The sequence below is a fragment of the Eggerthella lenta DSM 2243 genome (genome assembly GCF_000024265.1).
GTDB classification, from domain to species: domain Bacteria; phylum Actinomycetota; class Coriobacteriia; order Coriobacteriales; family Eggerthellaceae; genus Eggerthella; species Eggerthella lenta.
Genome location: NC_013204.1, coordinates 1,263,311 through 1,284,887 on the forward strand (window position 1 = coordinate 1,263,311; position 21,577 = coordinate 1,284,887).

16 protein-coding genes are annotated in these 21,577 nt (G+C 63.9%); 14 read left to right on the plus strand and 2 right to left on the minus strand.

Annotated features, from left to right (window positions below):
* Positions 1 to 222 precede the first annotated feature (222 nt).
* The 6 genes from ELEN_RS05215 (at position 223) to ELEN_RS05235 (ending at position 8,960) form a co-directional block, all read left to right on the plus strand.
* Entirely contained in the window at positions 223 to 1,998 is a 1,776-nt protein-coding gene (locus ELEN_RS05215; RefSeq protein ID WP_015760366.1) for a bifunctional diguanylate cyclase/phosphodiesterase, read from the plus strand.
* Positions 1,999 to 2,008: 10 nt separating this feature from the next.
* Entirely contained in the window at positions 2,009 to 2,434 is a 426-nt protein-coding gene (locus ELEN_RS16500; RefSeq protein ID WP_229026830.1) for a PAS domain-containing protein, read from the plus strand.
* Positions 2,435 to 3,085: 651 nt separating this feature from the next.
* Positions 3,086 to 3,556, plus strand: a complete 471-nt coding sequence (locus ELEN_RS05220; protein WP_015760368.1) for a hypothetical protein — start codon at positions 3,086 to 3,088, stop codon at positions 3,554 to 3,556.
* A 160-nt stretch (positions 3,557 to 3,716) separates the two neighbouring features.
* The gene (gene dnaE / locus ELEN_RS05225) at positions 3,717 to 7,178 is read left to right on the plus strand and encodes a DNA polymerase III subunit alpha (RefSeq protein ID WP_015760369.1); all 3,462 of its coding nucleotides are present in this window, start codon (positions 3,717 to 3,719) and stop codon (positions 7,176 to 7,178) included.
* A 184-nt stretch (positions 7,179 to 7,362) separates the two neighbouring features.
* Positions 7,363 to 8,130, plus strand: coding sequence for a tRNA pseudouridine(38-40) synthase TruA (gene truA, locus ELEN_RS05230; protein WP_015760370.1), 768 nt, complete (start codon positions 7,363 to 7,365; stop codon positions 8,128 to 8,130).
* 41 nt (positions 8,131 to 8,171) lie between these two features.
* The gene (locus ELEN_RS05235) at positions 8,172 to 8,960 is read left to right on the plus strand and encodes a hypothetical protein (RefSeq protein WP_015760371.1); all 789 of its coding nucleotides are present in this window, start codon (positions 8,172 to 8,174) and stop codon (positions 8,958 to 8,960) included.
* Between the two features lie 35 nt (positions 8,961 to 8,995).
* Here the strand turns inward: ELEN_RS05235 and asnB are convergent, their stop codons facing one another.
* A complete protein-coding gene (asnB, locus tag ELEN_RS05240; protein ID WP_015760372.1) occupies positions 8,996 to 10,945 on the minus strand; it encodes an asparagine synthase (glutamine-hydrolyzing) in 1,950 nt (649 codons plus the stop codon).
* Between the two features lie 514 nt (positions 10,946 to 11,459).
* Between asnB and ELEN_RS05245 the strand changes: the two genes are divergently transcribed.
* Both ELEN_RS05245 and ychF read left to right on the plus strand, forming a co-directional pair.
* Positions 11,460 to 12,842, plus strand: a complete 1,383-nt coding sequence (locus tag ELEN_RS05245; RefSeq protein WP_015760373.1) for a sodium-dependent transporter — start codon at positions 11,460 to 11,462, stop codon at positions 12,840 to 12,842.
* Between the two features lie 1,120 nt (positions 12,843 to 13,962).
* A complete protein-coding gene (gene ychF / locus ELEN_RS05250; protein ID WP_015760374.1) occupies positions 13,963 to 15,027 on the plus strand; it encodes a redox-regulated ATPase YchF in 1,065 nt (354 codons plus the stop codon).
* 54 nt (positions 15,028 to 15,081) lie between these two features.
* Here ychF and ELEN_RS05255 read toward each other — a convergent pair whose 3' ends face one another.
* Positions 15,082 to 16,917: an oleate hydratase gene (locus tag ELEN_RS05255; RefSeq protein WP_015760375.1), complete on the minus strand. Its 1,836-nt coding sequence runs from the start codon at positions 16,915 to 16,917 to the stop codon at positions 15,082 to 15,084.
* A 336-nt stretch (positions 16,918 to 17,253) separates the two neighbouring features.
* Here ELEN_RS05255 and ELEN_RS05260 point away from each other — a divergent pair, with 336 nt between their 5' ends.
* The 6 genes from ELEN_RS05260 to ELEN_RS05285 all read left to right on the plus strand — a co-directional run bounded on the left by ELEN_RS05260 (position 17,254) and on the right by ELEN_RS05285 (position 21,577).
* Entirely contained in the window at positions 17,254 to 18,378 is a 1,125-nt protein-coding gene (locus ELEN_RS05260) for an aldo/keto reductase (protein WP_015760376.1), read from the plus strand.
* Positions 18,375 to 19,007 (plus strand): ATP-dependent sacrificial sulfur transferase LarE, encoded by a 633-nt coding sequence (larE, locus tag ELEN_RS05265; RefSeq protein ID WP_015760377.1) that lies wholly within the window; start codon positions 18,375 to 18,377, stop codon positions 19,005 to 19,007. Before ELEN_RS05260 ends, larE begins: the two co-directional genes overlap by 4 nt.
* On the plus strand, positions 19,004 to 19,561 hold the full coding sequence (locus tag ELEN_RS05270) for a GNAT family N-acetyltransferase (protein WP_015760378.1): 558 nt from the start codon (positions 19,004 to 19,006) through the stop codon (positions 19,559 to 19,561). The genes larE and ELEN_RS05270 overlap by 4 nt, the downstream gene beginning before the upstream one ends.
* A gap of 64 nt (positions 19,562 to 19,625) precedes the next feature.
* Positions 19,626 to 20,942, plus strand: a complete 1,317-nt coding sequence (locus ELEN_RS05275) for an amidohydrolase family protein (protein WP_015760379.1) — start codon at positions 19,626 to 19,628, stop codon at positions 20,940 to 20,942.
* Positions 20,943 to 20,973: 31 nt separating this feature from the next.
* Complete coding sequence (locus ELEN_RS05280) at positions 20,974 to 21,255, plus strand: type II toxin-antitoxin system RelE/ParE family toxin (protein ID WP_015760380.1); 282 nt, start codon at positions 20,974 to 20,976, stop codon at positions 21,253 to 21,255.
* Between the two features lie 25 nt (positions 21,256 to 21,280).
* A complete protein-coding gene (locus ELEN_RS05285) occupies positions 21,281 to 21,577 on the plus strand; it encodes a HigA family addiction module antitoxin (protein WP_226844067.1) in 297 nt (98 codons plus the stop codon).

Consider the following 21,577-nt stretch of genomic DNA (forward strand, 5'->3'; position numbering starts at 1 on the left):
CGCTTGGCAACGCAACGGCCGATGCGCTGCGGTTGACGAGCAAGATGAGGAAGAGCCCCCGCACGGGGCTCTTCCTTTTTTCCGGCTATGTTTTCGAGGCGTTGGCGTCCCGAAGAGGGATGGTCTCGGACAATGCGAGAGGTTCGGATTCGAGAGTGGTATGATAAGGGGGAAATCGTTGTGCGCCGACGGGCTGCGGCGCAAAGATGAAGGAGAGCGCTCGTGAGTCGTCGGAAGTCCTTTGAATCCTCCGGATGCGTGCAGATCGAGGGCGAGGAAGACGGCTATGACGCGCTGACGGGGCTGCCGGATCGTACGAGCTTGGAACGTCGTATCGAGCAGCGCCTCGCGCAGAAGGGTCGTCCGTTCAGCCTCATCGCCGTCGATATCGACAATTTCAGGTCGTACAACGACGCGTACGGCTATGCGGTGGGCGACGCGATCATAGCCCGGTTCGGACGCTATCTGCAGACGAGCCTCTCGACCGGCGTCGAGATGGTGGGACGCGTGGGCAGCGAGGAGTACCTCGCCATCGTCGACGGCGCCGACCGGGACGTCCTGGACGGCCTCACGAGCGATCTGCTCTCCGTGCGCCTGACCATCGACGGGGAAGGGCCTTCCGGGGAATCCACGTCCGTCAGCCTGACCGCCGGCGCGGGCGTCGTGTCGTGGGACGGGGAAGCTGCCTTGACGCCGGCGGCCCTCATCCGTCAAGCCGAGGTGGCGCTGCGCAAGGCGAAGCAGCTCGGCCGGAGCCGCCGCTACGCGTTCGAGACCGACGATGCGGAATTCGCGCGTCTGCGGGAGGATATGCGGCTTTCGATGGAGCTGTCCGTCGAGATCGGCGATGCGCTCGAACGCGGGGAGTTCGAAGCCTTCTTCCAGCCCCTGTTCAGGCCCTCGAACGGCCGGATCGTGGGGGCCGAAGCGCTCGCGCGCTGGCGGCATCCGTCGCGCGGCCTGGTCAGCCCCGCCGTGTTCATCCCGCCGCTCGAGCGCAGCGGCGCCATCGTCGACCTCGATCTGGCCATATTCGAGCAGTGCTGCCGCTTCCTGCGCGACCGTCTCGACAAGGGCGCGGTCATCGTGCCGCTGAACTGCAACTTCTCGCGCTTGCATTTCCTGGACGACTCGTTCGCCGACGCGTTGAAAGGCATCGTCGACCGCTACGCCGTCCCTCCGTCGTATCTGTGCGCGGAAATCACGGAAAGCGCGTTCGTCGAGGATTTCGACACCGTGATCGGCCAAGTGAAGCGGCTGCACGAGCACGGTTTCAGCGTGGCCATGGACGATTTCGGCAGCGGGTACTCGTCGCTGGGCATGCTGCAGAACCTGCCCATCGACGAGGTGAAGATCGACCAGCTGTTCTTCCAGCGCGACCTTTCCGACTTCCGCAACGCGACCGTGGTGTACTCGATGGCGAACATCGCCAAGGTGCTGGGCCTGGTCGTGGTTTGCGAGGGCATCGAAACCGCCGAGCAGGTCGAGTTCGTGAAAGGCATCGGGTGCGACATTGCCCAAGGCTTCTTCTTCAGCCGCCCGGTCGACGAGGCTTCGTTCGGCGGCTTGCTGGAACGCGCCCTGGCGCACGAGCCCCAGAAGCGCTCGCCGCTGCGCAAAGAGGATGCGCGGTCGTTCATCGTGCGCTTGTTCGATCATGCCTTCGTAAGGCAGGATCTCGATGCGTTCGCAGACTGCTGCTTCGACGACGTGCAGTGGCAGGATCGGTTCGAGGAGGGCTGCTTCTCGGGCATCGACGCGGTGCGCGCATCTCGAGCGCGCGATGAGCGGCCGGGAGCTCTCCATCGCGTACAAGGCCATCACGGTGAACGAGCTGTCCGGCGACCTCGTCGCGGTGAGCGGCGAAGCGGTGTTCGCCGGAGACGTGGACTACCAGGGCGTCTTCTACTTCGGTGCGTCGTGTTTGGCAACCGATGCCGGGGTCCTTCTGACCAAGATGAAGATCGACCGAGTCAACCGTTCGGGTCATTCGCATAGATCCTTGCAGATGGCGGCAATGGATATGGAGCGGTTGGACGAAGGCCCCGCGCTTGATCAGTTCTACGGGGTCGTGCCCGTGGGTATCATTCGCTACGATTTGTCGGGCGACATGCTGATAACTTATATGAATCAAGCTATGTTCGACATCCTCGGCTACACGAAGGAGCAGTTTTACGGAGAGGTTGGAGCCAGCCTTCGAATGATCGTGCATCCCGACGATCTCGACTATCTGTACAAGAAGAGCGTCGAGATGATAGAGACCGGCGAGTCGGAGCCGTTCTCCTATCGTTTCATCAGGCGCGACGGCTCCGTCGCACGCGTGCTGTATCGGCAATGCAATCTTCCGGGCATCGACGGGCGGCCCGTCACCCAAGGCATGTACATCGATCTGGACGAAGCCGAGCGCTATCTGACGGAGGACGAAGGGGAATAGGTGAGCCCTGCGGAGCCGCGATGCGAGGGCGGCCGCGTCGATCTTCGCGCAATCGGGGATTTCTGTCGTCTGCTCGAGGTTCGAGGTTTGGACGACCCCAGCACCCGCCGGCGCCGGTTTGGCGGCGAAATCCGCACTTCGAGGTAAAAATCGAACGGTTGGTAATCCTGGAGGGGCCCGGCTGCGGTGCTTCCAGCCCGCCGAGTGCGATTGGGAACGTTTCCCCAGGTCGGTCGGATACTCTAAGCATAAAACAAAGCGAATCAGTGTGATTACCAAACCGTTCGTTTTTTACCGCTCGACGCCGTTTCCGCCGTCAAGCCTCCACCGGCGCCCTGCGGGAGTCTGACGGGCTCCCGCAGTCTTTCGGTTTGGGCGCGAATCGATGCCTATGACAATTCCTTCAAGGTCTACCGCCGCGAAGGCATGCAAAACCCCTGGTGGCGAAATCCCCCTGCGCCTTCCGGGGGTCCGATCCCGCCAGATATTGTCATGGGAGACGATTTGCGCCCAAGGTGGGGAAGGATGCGCGAGCGCTCGGCGAGTCGTGCGAAATCGGGCAGGTTTCTGCGCGATTTTGGCACGACTCGGTGCGCGCGAGCGAAGCGGTGCGTCCTACAATGGATCGAATCCTAAACGAAAGGGGTTCGTATGAACGCAAGAACGTGGAAGAAGCTGGGCGCGTGCCTGTGCGCCGGAGCGCTTGTCGCCGCGCTGTGCGCGGGCTGCGCTTCGAAGGCGTCCGACGATGCTGCGCAGCCGCTCGTCAACGGTGTGACCGATCGACAGGAAGTGGTGTACTGCCTGTACTTCGGCCTCACCGACAAAGACACCGGCAAGCAGGAGCTCACCATGGACGAGGCGAAGGATATCGCCATCCCGCTGTTCATCGAGGCGGGGTCGGGCTATACCGTGTACGAGGCCGAAGGAGGCTTCGCCAAAGAGGACGGGACCGTCGTGCAGAACGACACGCTCGTGTTCGACAGCACCCACGGCGACGAGCAGGCCATCCTCGACCTTATCGAGAAGGTCAGGCGGGCGCTCAACGTCGAGAGCGTGTACTGCGAGTCCAAGCTCGTCGGCTGCCAGATACGCGGCGGCGTCATATCGGGCGTCTCGTAAGCGGCGGATCGAGCGCTGCGAACGCCGCCTGCTGCTGCGGGCGGCGTTCGCGCAAAAACCATCGTTTGTTCGCTGTTTGAAGACGGCGCTTTCCGACGAATGCTGTTAGAATGTCATCGATACCACGACGCGCATCCATGACTGACAAGAGGCACAAGATATGGCATTCGTCCACCTGCACAACCATACCGAATACTCCCTGCTCGACGGCCACACCCACATCTACGACATGGTGAAACGGGCCGCCGACCTCGACATGCCCGCGGTGGCCATCTCGGATCACGGCGTGATGTCGGGCGTGCCGCAGCTGTGTGAGATGTGCGACAAGGTGGAAGCCGAGACGGGCAAGCGCGTGAAGCCCATCTACGGCTGCGAGGTGTACTTCACCACCGACGAAGAGCTGCGCAAGGACACGAAGCCGAAGCTGTACCACCTGCTGCTGCTGGCCAAGACGAACGAGGGCTACCACAACCTGGTGAAGCTGGTCAGCGAGTCGCACGTGGACAACTTCTACTACAAGCCGCGCACCACCTTCAGCATGCTGCAGAAGTACGGCAAGGGCATCATCGGCTCGTCGGCTTGCATCGCCGGCATCATTCCGAAGCTGCTCGACAACCGACAGGTAGACGAGGCGGTCGAATGGGCCAAGAAGTTCGCCAGCTGCTTCGAACCGGGCGATTTCTACATCGAGCTGCAGAACCAGGGCATCCGCACCGACGCCGGGTTCACGCAGACCGAGCTCAACCACATGCTGACCGACGTGGCCAAGGCCGCCGGCCTCAAGACCATCGCCACGAACGACTTCCACTATCTCACGCGCGAGGACGCGCGCGCCCAGGACTACATGCTGTGCATCGGCACGGGCGCGGCGTTCAACGACGCCAACCGCATGCGCTTCGAGAACGACCAGTTCTACATGAAGACCGAGGAGGAGATGCGCGAGGCCCTCAAGGACTTCCCCGAGGCCTGCGACACCACGGTGGAAGTGGCCGAGAAGGTGAACGTGGTGCTGGAGCGCGACTCTATCCTTCCGCGTTTCCCGTTGCCCGAGGGCGAGACCGAGGAAAGCTACTTCCGCAAGCGCGTGCAGGAGGGCTTGGTCAAGCACTACGGCAATCCTGTTCCTCAGGAGGCGCAGGAGCGCGCCGACTACGAGATGGGCATCATCATCCAGCAGGGCTTCCCGGCGTACTTCCTCATCGTGCAGGAGTACATCGAATGGGCGCGCAGCCAGGGCATCGGCGTGGGTCCGGGTCGCGGTTCGGCTGCAGGCGCCATCGTGGCGTACGCCATGGACATCACCGCGCTTGACCCGCTGTCCAACGGCCTGCTGTTCGAGCGATTCCTGTCGCCCGAGCGCGTGGAGATGCCCGATATCGACGTCGACTTCGAGCAGGGCCGTCGCGAAGAAGTGATCAGCCACATCAAGGACGTGTACGGCGAGGATCACGTGTCGCAGGTCATCACGTTCGGCACCCTGCAGGCCAAGAACGCCGTGCGCGACGCCGCGCGCGTGCTGGACTACCCGTACAGCACCGGAGACAAGATCACGAAGATGATCGGCGACGAGCTGGGCATCACCATCGACAAGGCGCTGGCCACGAACCCCGACCTCAAGAAGGCCTACGAGACCGAAGAGGACGTGAAGGCCGTCATCGACGCCGCGCTGTCCATCGAAGGCCACGTGCGCGGCGAGGGCGTGCACGCGTGCGCCACCATCATCTGCCGCGACCCCATGGCCGATCACGTGCCCATGAAGCGCGACACCAAGGGCGGCGGCATCATCACCCAGTACGACGGCCATTACACGCCCGAGCTGGGTCTGCTGAAAATGGACTTCCTCGGCCTGCGCACGCTCGACGTGCTCACCATCGCGTGCCGCAACATCGAGCAGCGCTTCGGCACGAAGGTGATTCCCGAGGACATCCCCATCGACGACGAGGGCGCCTTCAAGCTCATGCAGTCCGGCAACATGGACGGCCTGTTCCAGGTGGAGGGCGCGCTGTACGTCAGCCTGTTCGCGCGCCTGCCTCCCACGCGCTTCTCCGACATCGTCGCCTCGATCGCGCTCAACCGTCCGGGCCCGCTGGAATCCGGCATGGTCGAGGACTACATCAAGGTGGCCAGCGGCAAGACCTCCATCCACTACTACGACGAGCGCCTCCGCCCCATCCTGGAGGAGACGTACGGCACCATGGTCTACCAAGAGCAGATCATGCAGATATCCATGGCTATGAGCGGTTTCTCGGCGGGCAAGGCCGACAAGCTGCGCAAGGCTATGGGCAAGAAGAAGCTCGACGTCATGCGCGCGTTGCAGGAAGACTGGAACACCGGCGCGGTGGAGAACGGCTATCCGCTGGAAATTGCGAAGCAGATCTGGGAAGACGCGGAGAAATTCGCTAAGTACGCGTTCAACAAATCGCACTCGGCCGCCTATGCCATCCTGGTCATGCGCACGGCGTACCTGAAGGCGCACTACCCGAACGACTTCATGGCGGCCGTGCTGTCGTCCTACATGGGCAACACCGACCGTTTGATCCGTTACATCGCAAGCTGCAACCACTCGGGCATTCCCGTGTTGCCGCCGGACATCAACTCGTCCAACGCCGAGTTCACGCCCACCGACGAGGGCGTGCGCTTCGGCCTGGTGGGCGTGCGCGGCGTGGGCGCGAACGTGGCCGAGGCCATCATCGAGGAGCGCGAGGCGAACGGGCCGTTCACGTCGCTGCACGACTTCGTGAACCGCCTGGACGCGAAATGCTACAACCGCAAGACGCTGGAAGCGCTCATCAAGGGCGGGGCGTTCGACTCGACGGGCTACACGCGCAAGCAGCTCATGTACTTCGTTGACGAGACGCCGCTGCTGGAAAGCGCCTCGAAGCGCCAGAAGGATCGTGAGAGCGGCCAGGTGTCGATGTTCGACCTGTTCGGCGACGATCCCGATTCGGGCTTCGAGGAGGAGGTTCCGGAACCGGACGGCGTGGAGTGGCCGAAGCGTCAGCTGTTGACGTTCGAGAAGGAGATCATGAAGATCTACGTCTCGGACCACCCGCTGCGCCCGTACGAGGGCACCATCGCGCGTATGACCAAGTTCTCGCTGGGAGACCTGGCCGAGCGCACGAAGGAAATCAAGTCCGCGGTGTTCGTGGGCATGATCTCGAACGTGGTGACGAAGCTGACGAAGCGCGGCACGAAGATGGCCACGTTCACCTTGGAGGATACGACGGGCCACGTGGAGTGCATCTGCTTCAAGTACGACGACAACGCCGAGGCCATCCAGGAAGACGCCATCGTGAAGGTGAAGGGCAAGTTCGAGGCGAACGACCGCGGCAATCAGATCATGGCGTTCGAGGTGGAGGTCATCGAGCTGAACGAGGCCGATGCGCGTCCGTCGCACCTCGAGCTGAAAGTTGCGTCCTCGGACTTCGACCAGTCGAAGTCGCTTCGGCTCAACCGCATCTTGAAGTCGTATCCGGGTCGCGACGGCGTGGTTCTGCTCGTGCAGCAGAGCGATGGCCGCAAGTTCCGCGCCGAACTGCCCGTGTCGGTGGATTCCCGCAGCCCCGTCATGCGTTCCGAGATCCAGGATCTGTTCGGTTCGCAGGTGTGGAGGGCTTCTTGATGTTCCGTCGTTCTGCGAACGACGTAGCTTCGCGGCGCTTTTAAACAATTTGGCAAGCGGATAGCGCCCCCTCTTCGCAGAGGGGGCGTGTTCGTTTATGATGTCGGCTATGAATACGCAAACCATCACCCCAAACACCGCGCGTAAGCGCGAAGCAGCGGCCGCTGCGGCAGCTGATAAACCCGTGCGCGACCATACTCTGGCGTTGACCTTGTCGTACAACGGCGCGCCGTTCAGCGGCTTCGCTCGTCAGCCGGGTCAGACCACCGTGCAGGGCGACCTCGAGGATGCCCTGCGCATGCTGTTCCGCCGCGACGTGGAAACCACGTGCGCGGGACGGACCGATGCGGGCGTGCATGCGCTCGGCCAGGTGGTCAGCTTCGACGTGGACGACCGCGACATCGCAGGACGCTCGCTGCCCAGCTTGCGCCGTTCTCTCAACGCGCTCACGCATGACGCCATCACCGTGCGCGAGGTCGAACCGAAGAAGCTGGGCTTCTCGGCGCGCTTCGACGCGCAGGCGCGCGAGTATCACTACCACCTGTGCGTGGACAGCACGTGCCCCATCTTCATGAAGGACTTCTCGTGGTTCGTCCCTGGCGGCCTCGATATCACGGCCATGGAAGCAGGTGCGCAGTATCTGCTGGGCGAGCACGATTTCAAGAGCTTCTGCATGGCCGCCTCGGCGGAAGGCAAGCCCACGCACCGCAACGTGCGCGAGATTTCCTTCCATCCCGAGACGGTGATGGGCGAGAACCTCATGTCCATCAAGGTGGTGGGCAACGCGTTTCTGCACTCCATGGTGCGCACCATCGTGGGCACGCTGGTGATGGTGGGGAAGGGCCAGCGCGACGCCGATTGGGTGGGCGAGGTGCTGGAGGCGTGCGATCGTCGGGTTGCGGGGGAGAACGCCCCAGCTCAAGGGCTTGTATTCTGGCGAGTCATCTACTGACGTGCTACAATAGGCCTCCGATAAACCGAAGGCGGCGTATCATGTTCAGCACATCAACGGCAAAGCGCGTGGCGCGCGAGGCGGAAAAGATCGTATCGCTCAAAGAGGATATGGACACCGTCTCGTGGACGCGCGTGCTCGAAATAGGCAATCAGCTCCAAGAGAACGTCGACGAGGCCGAGCGCGTCTCGCTGGCGCGCGAGCTCGTGTCCATCGCCCAATCCAACCGCTCGCTGTACACGCGCTTGGGCCTCGATCCGGAACCCTCGTCCTCGCGCGTGATGGCGTCGGGTATCGAAGTGATGGAGGGCGGGCTTGCCGAGGCCGCCATCGAAAAGCGGGGAGATCGAGGGGGACGGCGTCCTCCGATCATCGAGGCTCCGTCGATCGAGCCGGAGGTTTTCGTGGAAGAACCCAGCGAAACCGATTTCCAGGCGGCCGGCGTGCAGGCGGAGTGCGATCTCGTGGCGAAGAACGATCCCGACGAAAGCGACTTCATCGAGGCGGCCGAGGCCGTAGCGCGCGTCGATTCGCCGTCCGCTCCTTTGTCCGCCGATCCCGAACCCGTCGATCCTGCGCCCGTTGCCGAGCCTGCCGCGCAGGTTGAGGCGACGAAGCCGGAAGAACCCTCCTCGACGCAGCCGCAGCAGGAGCCGCGACCAGAGCCGGAGCCGAAGCCGGAGTCCGTGGCTGCGCCCAAAGAGAAGCCGCCTCGGCAGCGCCGTTTCGCGCGTTTTCGCAACCTGTACGAAAGTCGCGACGGCGGCCTGTGCGTCTTCGAGGACGAGCACGGCCACCTCGTGGCCGTTGACTCGTCGAAGCTCGCCTAGCGAACGCGAAGGGCCCCGTAGGGCCCTTCGTTCGTTTACGCCGCCGGTTTCTTGGGGACGGTCTTGTCCACGAAGTAGATCTTGTACCACATGAGGAACATGTAGACGATCCAGATCTTGCGCGAGCGGTCGATCTTGTACCTGTGCTCGTCGAGCAGGCGCACCAGCTCGTCGGTGTTGAAGAACTGTTGCGCGATGTCGCCGGTGAACCATTCCTTGACCTGGTTGTAGTAGCGGTCCTGGCGCAGCCAGTCCACCATGGGCACGGGAAAGCCCAGCTTCTCCTTCTGCGCCCAGTCTTTCGGGATGGCGCGCTCGGCCGCCTCGCGCAGGGCGATCTTCGTCTGCTCGCCGTTCGCTTTGAACGGGGTGGGGATGGTGCGCGAGACGTTGAACACCTCCTTGTCGAGGAACGGCACGCGGCTTTCCAGCGAGTGGGCCATCGACATCTTGTCGGTTTTCAGCAGGATGTCGCCCACCAGCCAGAAGAAGAGGTCGACGTACTGCATGCGCGTCGTCTCATCGAGGTCGGACACCTCCGCGTACGCAGGCGCGATCAGCTCTTGCGGCGAGCACGCCTGCACGGGGCGCTTCAGCAGGCGGGCGCGCTCCTCGGGGCTGAACGCCACGCCGTTGGCGTTGGTGTAGTACCAGTCCTCGGGGGTCTCGCTCGCGCGCTCCAGGTAGTTCGCGCCGCGCACGCCCAGCGCGCGAGCCGCCTTCGACGCGCCGCGCAGCAGGCCCTTCGGCACCCAGGACAGCTTCGCGTTGGCGAACGGCGTCTGGTAGATGCGGTAGCCGCCGAAGAACTCGTCGGCGCCCTCGCCGGACAGCACGGCCTTCACCTTCTTCGCGGCCTCCTGGTCGACGAAGTACAGCGCCACGGCGCTCGGGTCGGCGGACGGCTCGTCCATGTGCCACTGCACGCGGGGCAGGCTTTCCCAGTACTCCTCTTCGCCGATGTGCTTGGAGTTGTTCTCGATATGCAGTTCGTCGGCCAGCTCGCGCGCCCAGGAGATCTCGTCGCGCTCGCCCTCGTACTCGGCGAAGCCCACGGTGAACGTCTTGATGTCGGGATTCTCCTTCGCCAGGCATGCGGCCATGTAGCTGGAATCGATGCCGGACGACAAGAACGAGCCCACCTCCACGTCGGCCACGTTGTGGTAGCGCACGCTTTCGCGCATGGCGGCGTCGATGGCCTTCACGGTGTCCTCGCGGCTGCGGTTCTGGTCGAAGTCGTACGTGGGGCGCCAGTAGCGCTCGGTTTCCGTCGTGCCGTCGGCGCGCACGGTCATGCAGTGTGCGGGCTCGAGCTTGTAGATGCCCTTGAAGAACGTCTCGGGCAGCGCCGAGAACTGGAAGCACAGGTACTGCTCCAGCGCCTCCTCGTTGAGCTCGCGCTCGTAGGCGGGGTGCTCCAGGATGCATTTGATCTCGGAGGCGAAGATGAACTGCGAGCCGGCCTCGCCGTTCTGCACGGTGTAGTAAAACGGTTTGATGCCGAAGAAGTCGCGCGCGCAGAACAGCTCGCCACGCTGCTTGTCCCAGATGGCGAACGCGAACATGCCGCGCACCTTATCCAACAGCAGCTTGCCCCAGGCCAGGTACGACACCAGCAGCGTCTCGGTGTCGGACTCGGTCTTGAACGTCCAGCCGTCCGCGGCCAGCTCGTCGCGCAGGTCGCGGTAGTTGTAGATCTCACCGTTGAACACGATGGCGTAGTCGCCGATGGTGAACGATCCGGGAGCGGAGCCTTCCGTAGCCGGCGACGTCACGATGGAGTCATGCGCGCCCGTGGCGCGCACCATGGGCTGGCTGCCGTTCTCGAGGTCGATGAGCGACAGGCGCCGATGCCCCAGCGCCACGCCGTCGGCAAGGTACTGGCCCTCGCCGTCGGGGCCGCGGTGCGCCATGATGTCGCACATGGCCTTCAACGTGGGCGCGTCGGTTTCGGTCGCGCCGGTGAATCCGCAGATACCGCACATGAATGATTCTCCTTCTCGTTTGGTCTGCACACCATGATAGCCCAAGCGCCCCGCAACCCCCAAGCGCCCTGCCCGCCCCCTCGCCAAAACCGCAGATTTGGAGGGAGCTGGCAGCGAGTAGTCACCGTAGGAACGCATCTTCGCCCGTAAAACACGCCTCGCGCGCTGTGGCGTGTTTTACGGGCGAAGATGCAGCGCCGCGCACGTTCGCAGACCCGGGACGTTCTTTCGGTGCGGCAGCGGCGAGACCGGCGTCCGAATGCGAAGCGGTTCCCGCGCGGCGGTGCGCGCGTCGGAGGACGCTTCCGTAGCACCTCTTCGGGCGTCGGTTGCTGGCAAAACGGATCTTTCGACAAAACGTTGTTGGCGACCAGGGTTTTCCCGGTATAATGATGCATCTGGATCGCGGCGCAGGTGCACGACGTGGATGGGCGCCCGTATCCGATCCCTTGCGGGCGCGTTCCGCGAGCGGATTTTCCGGGGAATACCAACTGAACGTTAACGGAGGTTTTCGATGGCTTCAACGCATGCGCACGCGCGCTCGGCCTGGTCGGGCAAGTGGGCGTTCATTCTGGCTGCGGCGGCATCCGCCGTGGGCTTGGGGAACATGTGGCGCTTCCCCTATCTGGCGGCCAAGTACGGCGGCGGCACGTTCCTGCTCACCTACCTGGTGCTGGTGTTCACGTTCGGCGTATCGCTGCTGTTGTTGGAGACGGCGCTCGGCCGCAAGACGGGCCAGTCCGCCATCGGCGCGTTCAAGCAGTTCGGCAAGAAGTACGCCTTCATCGGCATCCTGGCGTCCACCGTGCCCTTCATCATCACGCCGTACTACTGCATCATCGGCGGCTGGGTGACGAAGTACGCGGCGGCCTACCTGATCAACGGCCCGGAGGCGCTGGCCGACGGCGGCGACTTCTTCACGGGCTTCATCTCCAGCAACACGGAGAGCTTCCTGTGGATGCTCCTGTTCATGGCCATCGTGTTCATCGTGGTGTCGCTGGGCGTGAAGGGCGGCATCGAGAAGGCGAACCTCGTCATGATGCCGGCGCTCATCATCATGGCCGTAGGCATCGCGCTGTACACGCTGACCATGCCCGGCGCCGTCGACGGTGCCCTGTACTACCTCACGCCCGACTTCAGCAAGTTCTCGCCGGAGCTGGTCATCGGCGCGCTCGGGCAGATGTTCTACAGCCTGTCGCTGGCCATGGGCATCATGATCACGTACGGCTCCTACCTGGACAAGAAGTCCAGCCTCACGCAGAGCGTCGCCCGCATCGGTGGCTTCGACATCGGCGTGTCGTTCCTCGCCGGCCTCATGATCGTGCCGGCCGCGTTCGTGGCCATGGGCTCGGGCGAGGCCGTGGCGGCCAACTCCGGTCCGTCGCTCATGTTCGTCATCCTGCCCACCGTGTTCGCCGATATGGGCGGCGCGGCCACCGTCGTGGGCTTCCTGTTCTTCCTGCTGGTACTGTTCGCAGCTTTGACCAGCGCCATTTCGCTGACCGAAACCTGCACCTCCATCGTGCAGGACGGTGCGGGCTGGTCGCGCAAAAAGGCGCTGTGCGCCGTCATCGGCGTGGTCACGGTGGCCGGCATCTTCGTGAACCTGGGCTACAACGGCTTGTCGTTCATCGAGCCGATGGGCGAGGGCACCACGCTGCTGGACTTCTTCGACTTCATCTCCAACTCGGTGATCATGCCTATCGTCGCGCTGCTCACCTGCATCTTCGTCGGTTGGATCATCAAGCCGAAGGCCATCGTCGACGAGGTGAAGATCTCCAGCGAGTTCAAGGTGGAGAAAGCCTGGACCGTCATCATCAAGTACGTGGCGCCGGTGCTCGTGGTGGTCATCCTCGTTGCGTTCGTCGCGCAGACGTTCGGGCTCATCAGCTTCTAGCGTTCAGGCGCATACGAGGCATTCGCGCGGAGCGCCCTTCGGGGCGCTCCGTTTCGTTTCGGGCGCGAGCGGCGCGGATGGGGCTCGTGCTTCGTGTGCGTTCCGGTTGCGTCCCGGTCGTGCCCCGGCCGCCGGCCCGGTCGCCTGGCCGCGTCCGCGCCCGGCTTCGCTGCCTGGTCCGCTGCCCCGGTCGCGTCGCCCCGCTCAGCCGCGTCCCTCGCCTGGCCGCGCCTGGTCGTCCCGCCCGTGCCATCATCGCCCGCCTGTGTCGTCCTGCCCAGCCGTGCCCTGGCCGCGCCGCTTCGGCCGGATGCGTGTTTTCGCAAGGCCATGTGCAGCAAAAACGTCGTTTTGGCACGGCCGGCTCGCTCAGGCGCGGCATTCCGAGGCGATGGCGGAACGCGACCTGGGGTTTCGCTTCGGCATCCTTCGGGAAGATGCGTCGAGGGATGCCGAGTGGTGCCAAACCGTTGATTTTGCCGCATATCGGATCCGGTTTTCGTTCGGGCGCGATCCCGCTCCAAGCGGCGTTACGGCGGCAGCGATCGGTTTTCGCAGGGATGTTGCGTTCGGTTCGGACCGTCCGGCTCCCAACCTCGCACGACCTGGTGTAACGTCGCGGGTTGCGCGTCTTGGGGCGCGGAGGCATCCAAGTGCGCTCGAAGTGCAACATCGCGGGCAAAACCGTGCAACGGACGCGCTGAACGGTTTTGCGCCGATAGATGGCATGACGGCGGAAGCGAAGTCGAACAGCGGAAATCGAACGGTTTGGTAATCTCGACGAGGGCTCGGTCGCGGCATCTCGGACCCGCAGAGCGCGATCGAAGGAGTTTTCCCAGGTCGGATGTTCGAAGCGTAAATAAAAGCGAATCGATAGGATTACCAAACCGCCCGATTGCTGCCACGAAGCGGGGATTTCGCCGTCAAATCGGCATCGACGGGTGTTGACGCATGCCGCCGTGCACGTAGGGCGGCATGCTGTCGGTCAAGACGGCGCGCTTCGAGTGCTCCGCATGAAAAAGATACCGAAGCGTCGGAGAATGCGAGGGGAGGCCGCGCAGGGCGCAGGTAGTTTGCTATCATGGGACGACACATCTGCATCGTATGAGAAGGAAGTTCCATGTCGCTATCCATCGGTATCGTCGGTCTGCCGAACGTCGGCAAGTCCACGCTGTTCACGGCCCTCACGAACAAGGGCGGCCTCGCGGCCAACTACCCGTTCGCCACCATCGAGCCCAACGTGGGCGTGGTGCCCGTGCCCGACGCGCGCCTGGACGCGCTGGCGAACATCGACCATCCCACGCGCATCGTGCCCGCCACCATCGAGTTCGTGGACATCGCGGGTCTCGTGGCCGGCGCCAGCCAGGGCGAGGGCCTGGGCAACCAGTTCCTCGCGAACATCCGCGAGACGGACGCCATCTGCGAAGTCGTGCGTTTCTTCGGTGACCCCGACGTGGTGCACGTGGCGGGCCGGGTGGACCCGAGCAGCGACGTGGACACCATCAAGACCGAGCTCATGCTGGCCGACATGGCCACCATCGAGAAGGCCCTGCCGCGCTTGGAAAAAGAGGCGAAGCGCGACAAGGACGGCGCCAAGAAGGTCGAGGTGGCGAAGAAGGTGCTCGCAGGCCTGGACGAGGGGCACCGCGCCCGCACGTTGGGGCTGGACGAGGACGAGCAGGCTGCCATTTACGATCTGCACCTGCTGACGATGAAGCCCATGCTGTACATCGCCAACGTGGACGAGGACCAACTGGACGCCGATCTGCCCGAGATCGACGGCTGCCGCCCCGTGCCCATCAGCGCGAAGGTGGAGGCCGACCTGGCCGAGCTCGAACCTGCCGAGGCGAAGGAGTACCTGGAGGCCATGGGTCTCGAAGAGAGCGGCCTGGCGCGCCTGGTGCGCGAGGCGTATAAACTTCTGGGGCTGCAGTCGTACTTCACCACCGGCGAACAGGAAACGCGCGCTTGGACCATCCCCGTCGGTGCGAAGGCTCCGCAGGCGGCGGGCGTCATCCACACCGATTTCGAGCGCGGCTTCATCAAGGCGGAGACGGCCTCGTACGAAGACTACGTGGGGCTGGGCGGCGAGAAGGGCTGCCGCGATGCCGGCAAGCTTCGTCAGGAAGGCAAGGAGTACGTCGTCCAGGACGGCGACGTCATGCACTTCAAGTTCAACGTGTAAGGAATTCGTCCCGAACCCCCTTTGAACAGGGGGTTCGGTTTTTAACGGAAACGTCTAATGCATGCCGGGGTATACGGCTCCGGTGGCGGGCGCGGGCGCGTCGCCGCGATCGGGCGGAATCACGCCGAACTCGACCAGCAGACCGTAGAGGTCGGTCCCCTTGATCTTCTCGATTCCCTCGTGCAGGGCGAGCTTTTCGAGGGGATTCATCTCCATGTCGGTGATGGGCTTGCCGTCCCTGATCAACGTGGTGGCGTTCAGCAAATCGCGGATGTCGAACGCGCTGCCCCATACTTCGGGCACGCCGCGGTCGACGTTGCACAGCGTGTAGACGGCTTCCATGCCGGTGCGCATGGAATACTCGGTGGTGAAAATGGTGTCGCGCGGCGTTTCCGCGAATTGGCCGATGAACGCGAAGTTCACCGCGCCTTCGGGCACGACGTCGGGTCGGTCGCCTGCGGCGCGCGGCATGAAGAATGCCGTGATGTAGGGCATCATGCACGGAACCGTGTTGGCGCTGTTCTCGGCGAGCTCCTCGATCTGCGATTCGGGAACGCCCAGGTGGTACAGCCACTCCATGCATATTTCCTTGCCGGTGCATTCGCGCAGGGTTTTCTTCACGTAGTTGCCGGGCACATCGGTGAACAGGCCGTATATCCAGCCGCACAGCTGATCGCCGGGCTGGGCTCTGAACTGGGGTTGCCTGTTGAACGTCCAACTTAAAAGCCAGTTCGAATCTTTTACGGTAACGATGCCGCCGGTTACGACGCCGCCCGAGAACGGATCGCGACGGCAAATGCTCTCGATATAGGGAACGATCTTCTCATCGAGCGTCGTGACGGTGGCGCTCATCCAGTTGGACTTCTCCGGATCGCCGATGAATTTTTCCGGATTCCCGAATGCGGAATCCTGCCGTGCGATACGTCGCCACAGGTCGAATCCGGTTCCTTTTTCCAGCACGGCGTTGAACTGGGCCGGCTCGTCTTGCGATCCGAAGGACGAATTGGCGACGCAGCTGCCGTTGGTGATGAACAGCAGGTCGTCGTCGGTGAGGTGAAACGTCTTGTCGGCCCCTTCGCATATCGTCTGCACCTCGGTGGCTACTTTGCGCTCCGGGGTGCTGGAGAACGTGATGTCGACGACCTCGGTGTTCAGATGGATCTGCACGCCCTGGCCTTTCAGGTAGTTCACCATGGGCAGGATGAGGGATTCGAACTGGTTGTACCGGGTGAAGCGCAGTGCGCTGAAGTCGGGGAGCCCGCCGACGTGGTGGACGAAACGCTGGATGTAGCGCTTCATCTCGAGCGCGCTGTGCCAGCTCTCGAAGGCGAACATGGTGCGCCAGTACAGCCAGAAGTTGGAATCGAGCACATCGTCGGAAAAATAGTCGGTTATGGGCTTGTCGTCGAGTTGCTCTTCGGGGGTGAAGAACAGGTTCATGATCTCCATGCACGCCTTGTCGGACAGGTTGAATGTATTGTCGAGGCCGGCGTCTTCACCCCGGTTGACCGTTGCGCGGCACAGGGAATAATTGGGATCGCGCTTGTTCAATTGATAGTAGTAATCGAGGATGCTCATGTTCTCGTCCTCGATGGAGGGGATGGATCGGAACAGGTCCCACATCACTTCGAAGTGGTTGTCCATCTCGCGACCGCCGCGCATAGTGAAGCCGAGCTGGGGATACTCCCACCCGTCGCAGGCGCCGCCCGGTTCGGCGTCGCGTTCGAACAGGTGCACGCGCGAGCCGTCCATCTGAGCATCCCTGATCAGGTAGCACGCGGCCGACAAGCCCGCCAGCCCGGTGCCGACGATGTAGGCCGATTTGTCCTCGATGCCCTCCGGCTTTGCCGGGCGGGCGAATGCTTCGTAGTTTCCGCTGGAATAGTACACAGGCTCTCCAATCTCTCGACGTAGGGGTACGGCCCCCATTGTGATGCGGGGCGTCCGAGGGCGAAGAGGGCGTACCGACCTGATGCGGCTTCGTTTGGAAGGGGTAACGTGGGGGTTCGGGTTGTCGCATGCCGCGGTGTCGAAGAACCCAGAACGGCTTGCATTGCGTTCGGCGTCGGCTTCGTAGCTTTGTTGCCGCTCGAACGATTGCGGCCGGCTTGTTTTCCGTTTGTGTATACTGATCACGAACAATGCGCTGAAGCGTGTCGGATGGTTCGAGCGGCCGCGCGTGTCGAGCGCGATCGGGTGAGCATGGTCGGGGAGCGAGGATTATCTATGGACGAGATCGGGAAGCTGGGCTTCGGGTTCATGAGGCTGCCCGTCGTCGAGGGCGACGGCGGCAAGGAGATCGACATCGAGCAGGTCAAGCATATGGTAGACCTGTTCATGGACGCGGGCTTCACCTATTTCGACACGGCGCGCGGCTACCATAACGGCCGGTCGGAGGCGGCGCTGCGCGAGGCCGTCGTCGAGCGCTATCCGCGCGAATCGTTCCAGGTTGCCACGAAGCTGCCGGCGTGGCTGGCGAAAAACGCCGATCATGCGCGCGCCATGTTCGACAAGTCGCTGCGCGAGACGGGGGCGGGTTATTTCGACTTCTTCTTGCTGCATAACCTGGGCGAGGAGCGCACGCGCCTGTTCGACGACTTCGGCCTGTGGGACTTCCTGCACGAGAAGAAGGAGGCGGGTCTGATCCGCAACCTGGGCTTCTCCATCCACGACAAGGCTGCCGTGTTGGAAGAGGTGCTGGAGGCGCATCCCGAGGTGGACTTCGTGCAGCTGCAGATCAATTACGCCGACTGGGAGAGCGAAACCGTCGAATCGCGCAAGTGCTACGAGGCTGCGCGCGCCCACGGGCTGCCTGTCGTGGTGATGGAGCCCGTTAAGGGCGGCTCGCTCGTGCATCTGCCCGAGGAGGCGGCGGACGTGCTGCGCGCCGTGAATCCGGACGAGTCGCTGCCCTCGTGGGCGCTGCGGTTCGCCGCGTCGCTGCCGGGCGTGCTCACCGTGCTGTCGGGTATGTCCACACCCGATCAGGTGCGCGATAACACGCAGATCATGCGTTCGTTCCATCCGCTGGCGCACGAGGAGGACGAGGCGCTGGCGCGCGTGCGGGCCATCCTCGACGGCGTGCCTACCGTGCCGTGTACCGACTGCCGCTACTGTTTGAAGAACTGCCCGAAGGGCGTGCGCATCCCGGCGGCCCTCGCGTCGCTCAACATCCTAGAGCTGTTCCACGACATGCACCGGGCGCAGGAGAACTACGATTGGAACGCGTCGAGCGGCCCCGCGTCCACGTGCGTCGGGTGCGGCGCGTGCGAAAGCGTGTGCCCGCAGCATATCGAGATCGTGAAGGAGCTGGGTCGCGCCGCCGAGCTGTTCGAGAAGAAGCCGGCATGACGCTGACGGGTTCCGGCCAGGACGTGGGCGTCGAGGCGCTCGACGCGTTTTTCGCGCGCACGCCGCGCTTGGCCGTGGCGTTCTCGGGCGGGTGCGACTCTTCGTTCCTGCTGGCCGCCGCGTTGCGCGCCGGATGCGACGTGAGAGCGTACGGCGTGCGTACGGCGTTCCAGCCCGCCTTCGAGATCGAGGACGCGCAGCGCCTCGCCGCCGAGCTGGGGGCGGACTTCGAGCTGGTCGACGCCGACGTGCTGGCGCAGGGCGAGATCTGCGCGAACGGGCCCGATAGGTGCTACCGCTGCAAGACGTTCATCTTCTCCACCATCCTCGCGCGCATGGCCGAGGACGGCTTCGAGGTGCTGGCCGACGGCACGAACGTCACGGACGATCCGGCGAACCGCCCCGGCTTCCAGGCGCTCGCCGAGCTGGGCGTGGTGTCGCCGCTGCGTCGCGCGGGCATGACGAAAGACGACGTGCGCGCCGCGTCGCGCGAGCTGGGCTTGTTCACGGCCGACAAGCCCAGCTTCTCGTGCATCGCCGTGCACGTGGGAGAGGGGCGGCCGATCACGGCGGCGGCGCTCGCTGAGACGGCCGAGCGCCTGGGCGTGGCCGACGGGAGGCGCCCGTGAGCGCGGGTCGGCCTGCCGGGCGCTTCGTCCTCGAGACCGAGCGGCTGCTGCTTCGCGAGATGGGCCAGAGCGACCTCGCCGCGCTTTGCGCTATCCTTCAGGATGACGAGACCATGTACGCCTACGAGGGCGCGCTGTCAGACGACGAGGCGCAGGCATGGCTTGATCGCCAGATGGAGCGCTATGCGCGCGACGGCTTCGGATTGTGGGCGGTCGTGCTCAAGGAAACGGGCGCCATGATCGGTCAATGTGGGCTCACCTATCAGGATGCAGACGGCGTGCGCGTCGTGGAAGTGGGCTACCTGTTTCGGCGGTCGTTTTGGCATCGCGGGTACGCGACGGAGGCGGCGCGGGTGTGTCGAGATTATGCGTTCGACCAGGTGGGCGTCGATACAGTGTATTCCATTATTCGCGACACGAACATCCCCTCTCAAAAGGTGGCGCTCCGCAACGGTATGAAGCCGGAGGGTTCGTTTGTGAAGCGCTATCGTGACGTGGACATGCCGCATATCGTTTATGCCGTTTCGCGCGCGGTTCGCGACGGCGTATACTGAGAGATGCGCGACGCGCCGCTTCGGCGAGCGCGGCGGCGCCTTTGCCCCAACCGAAAGGAACGCCATGACCTCCTACGTTTTCACCCATGCGACCGTGCTCGACGGCACCGAGGGCATGGAGCCGCAGCCCAACATGACCGTCGTGGTGAACGAGGGCGTCATCGAGAAGGTGGGCCCCGCCGCCTCTACCGTGGGGCCGTTGGGCGCGCGCGAGATCGATCTGGCGGGAGCGTATCTGGCGCCGGGCCTGGTGAACCTGCACGTGCACCTGTGCGGCTCGGGCAAGCCCACGAGCGCCGGCGCCGCAGGCGACCTCATCGACAAGGTGGTGGGTAACCCGCTGGGCAGGTGGTACCTGCGCCGCACGATCAGGGCGCACGCGCAGCAGCAGCTGGCCAGCGGCGTGACCACGGTGCGCTCGGTGGGCGATCCTGGGTTCGCCGACGTGGACGTGCGCGATGCCATCAACGCGGGGAAGCATCCGGGTCCGCGGCTGGTCACGTCCGGTGTGGGGGTCACGGTGCCCGGCGGCCACGGGGCGGGTTTGTTCGCGCATGTCGCGTCCACGCCGGAAGAGGCGCGCGCCATCGTGCGCGACTGCTTCTCGCACAAGTGCGACCTGGTGAAGCTGTTCGTCACGGGAGGCGTGTTCGACGCCGAGGTGGAGGGCGAGCCGGGCGTGCTGCGCATGTCGCCCGAGGTCGCGCAGGCGGCTTGCGACGAGGCACGCAAGCTGGGCCTGCGCACCGCCGCGCACATCGAAAGCGCCGAGGGCGTGCGCGTGGGCCTCGAGGCCGGCGTGGACACCATCGAGCACGGCGCCCCGCTGGACGACGAGCTGATCGCGCTGTTCAAGCGCAACGGAGCCGGGCGCGCCTCGTCGCTGACCTGCACCGTCTCGCCCGCGCTTCCGTTCGTGGAGCTCGATCCCGCCAAAACGCATTCCACCGAGGTGCAGAAGGTGAACGGCCGCATCGTGTTCGAGGGCATCGTGCAGGCGGCGAAGCAGGCGCTGGCGGCGGGGATCCCCGTAGGTTTGGGAACCGATTCGTCGTGCCCCTACATCACCCAGTACGACATGTGGCGCGAGGTGGTGTACTTCGAGCGCATCGTGGGCGCGTCGCGTCAGATGGCGCTGCATACGGCCACGCTGGGCAACGCGCGCATCCTGGGGCTGGGCGACGAGACGGGCTCCGTCGAGGCGGGCAAGGCGGCCGACCTCATCGTGCTCGACCGCAACCCCCTGGAGAACCTGGAGGCGCTTCGCGACGTGCGCATGGTCATGGCTCGCGGCGTGCTGGACGAGCATCCTCGCGTGAAGCGCCTTGCCGAACTGGACGCCGAGCTCGACGGCTTCCTGCCGGGTAACCAAAAGCATTGACTCTTGTCACGTGACGCGTTACAATTCTGCCATGATTAAAACGTTTGCCGATAAAGACACGGAGCGGCTGTTCACCGACGGTTCGTGCAAGCGCATTTCGTCGGACGTGGCTGCGCGCACGGCGCGCAAGCTCGATATGATCGATGCGGCGCTCACGCTTGAAGACTTGCGGGTTCCGCCCGGTAACAGGCTGCATGCCCTCAAAGGAGATCGGGCGGGAATGCACGCGATTTCGGTGAACGACCAGTGGCGGCTTTGCTTTCGCTTCGAGGGCCAGCATGCGTACGATGTCGCGTTGTGCGACTACCATTGAGGCAGGTGGGAAGATGGAGCAGCATATGATATTGATGGCGCGCAAGCCCACGCATCCGGGCGAGGTCCTGCGCGAAGAGTTCATGCCCGATTACGGGTTGACGGTTGCATCGCTTGCGAAGCGTTTGGGTGTGTCGCGCCAGTCGGTGAACGAAGTGGTGCGCGAGCGGCGCGCGGTGAGCACCGAGATGGCGATGCGGCTTAGCCGCCTGTTCGGCACGTCGGCCGAGTATTGGCTCAACCTGCAGCGCAACGTGGATCTGTGGGAGTCGCTCGACTTGCACCGCGAAGAACTCGACGCCATAGAAGCTTTGATCGCGTAG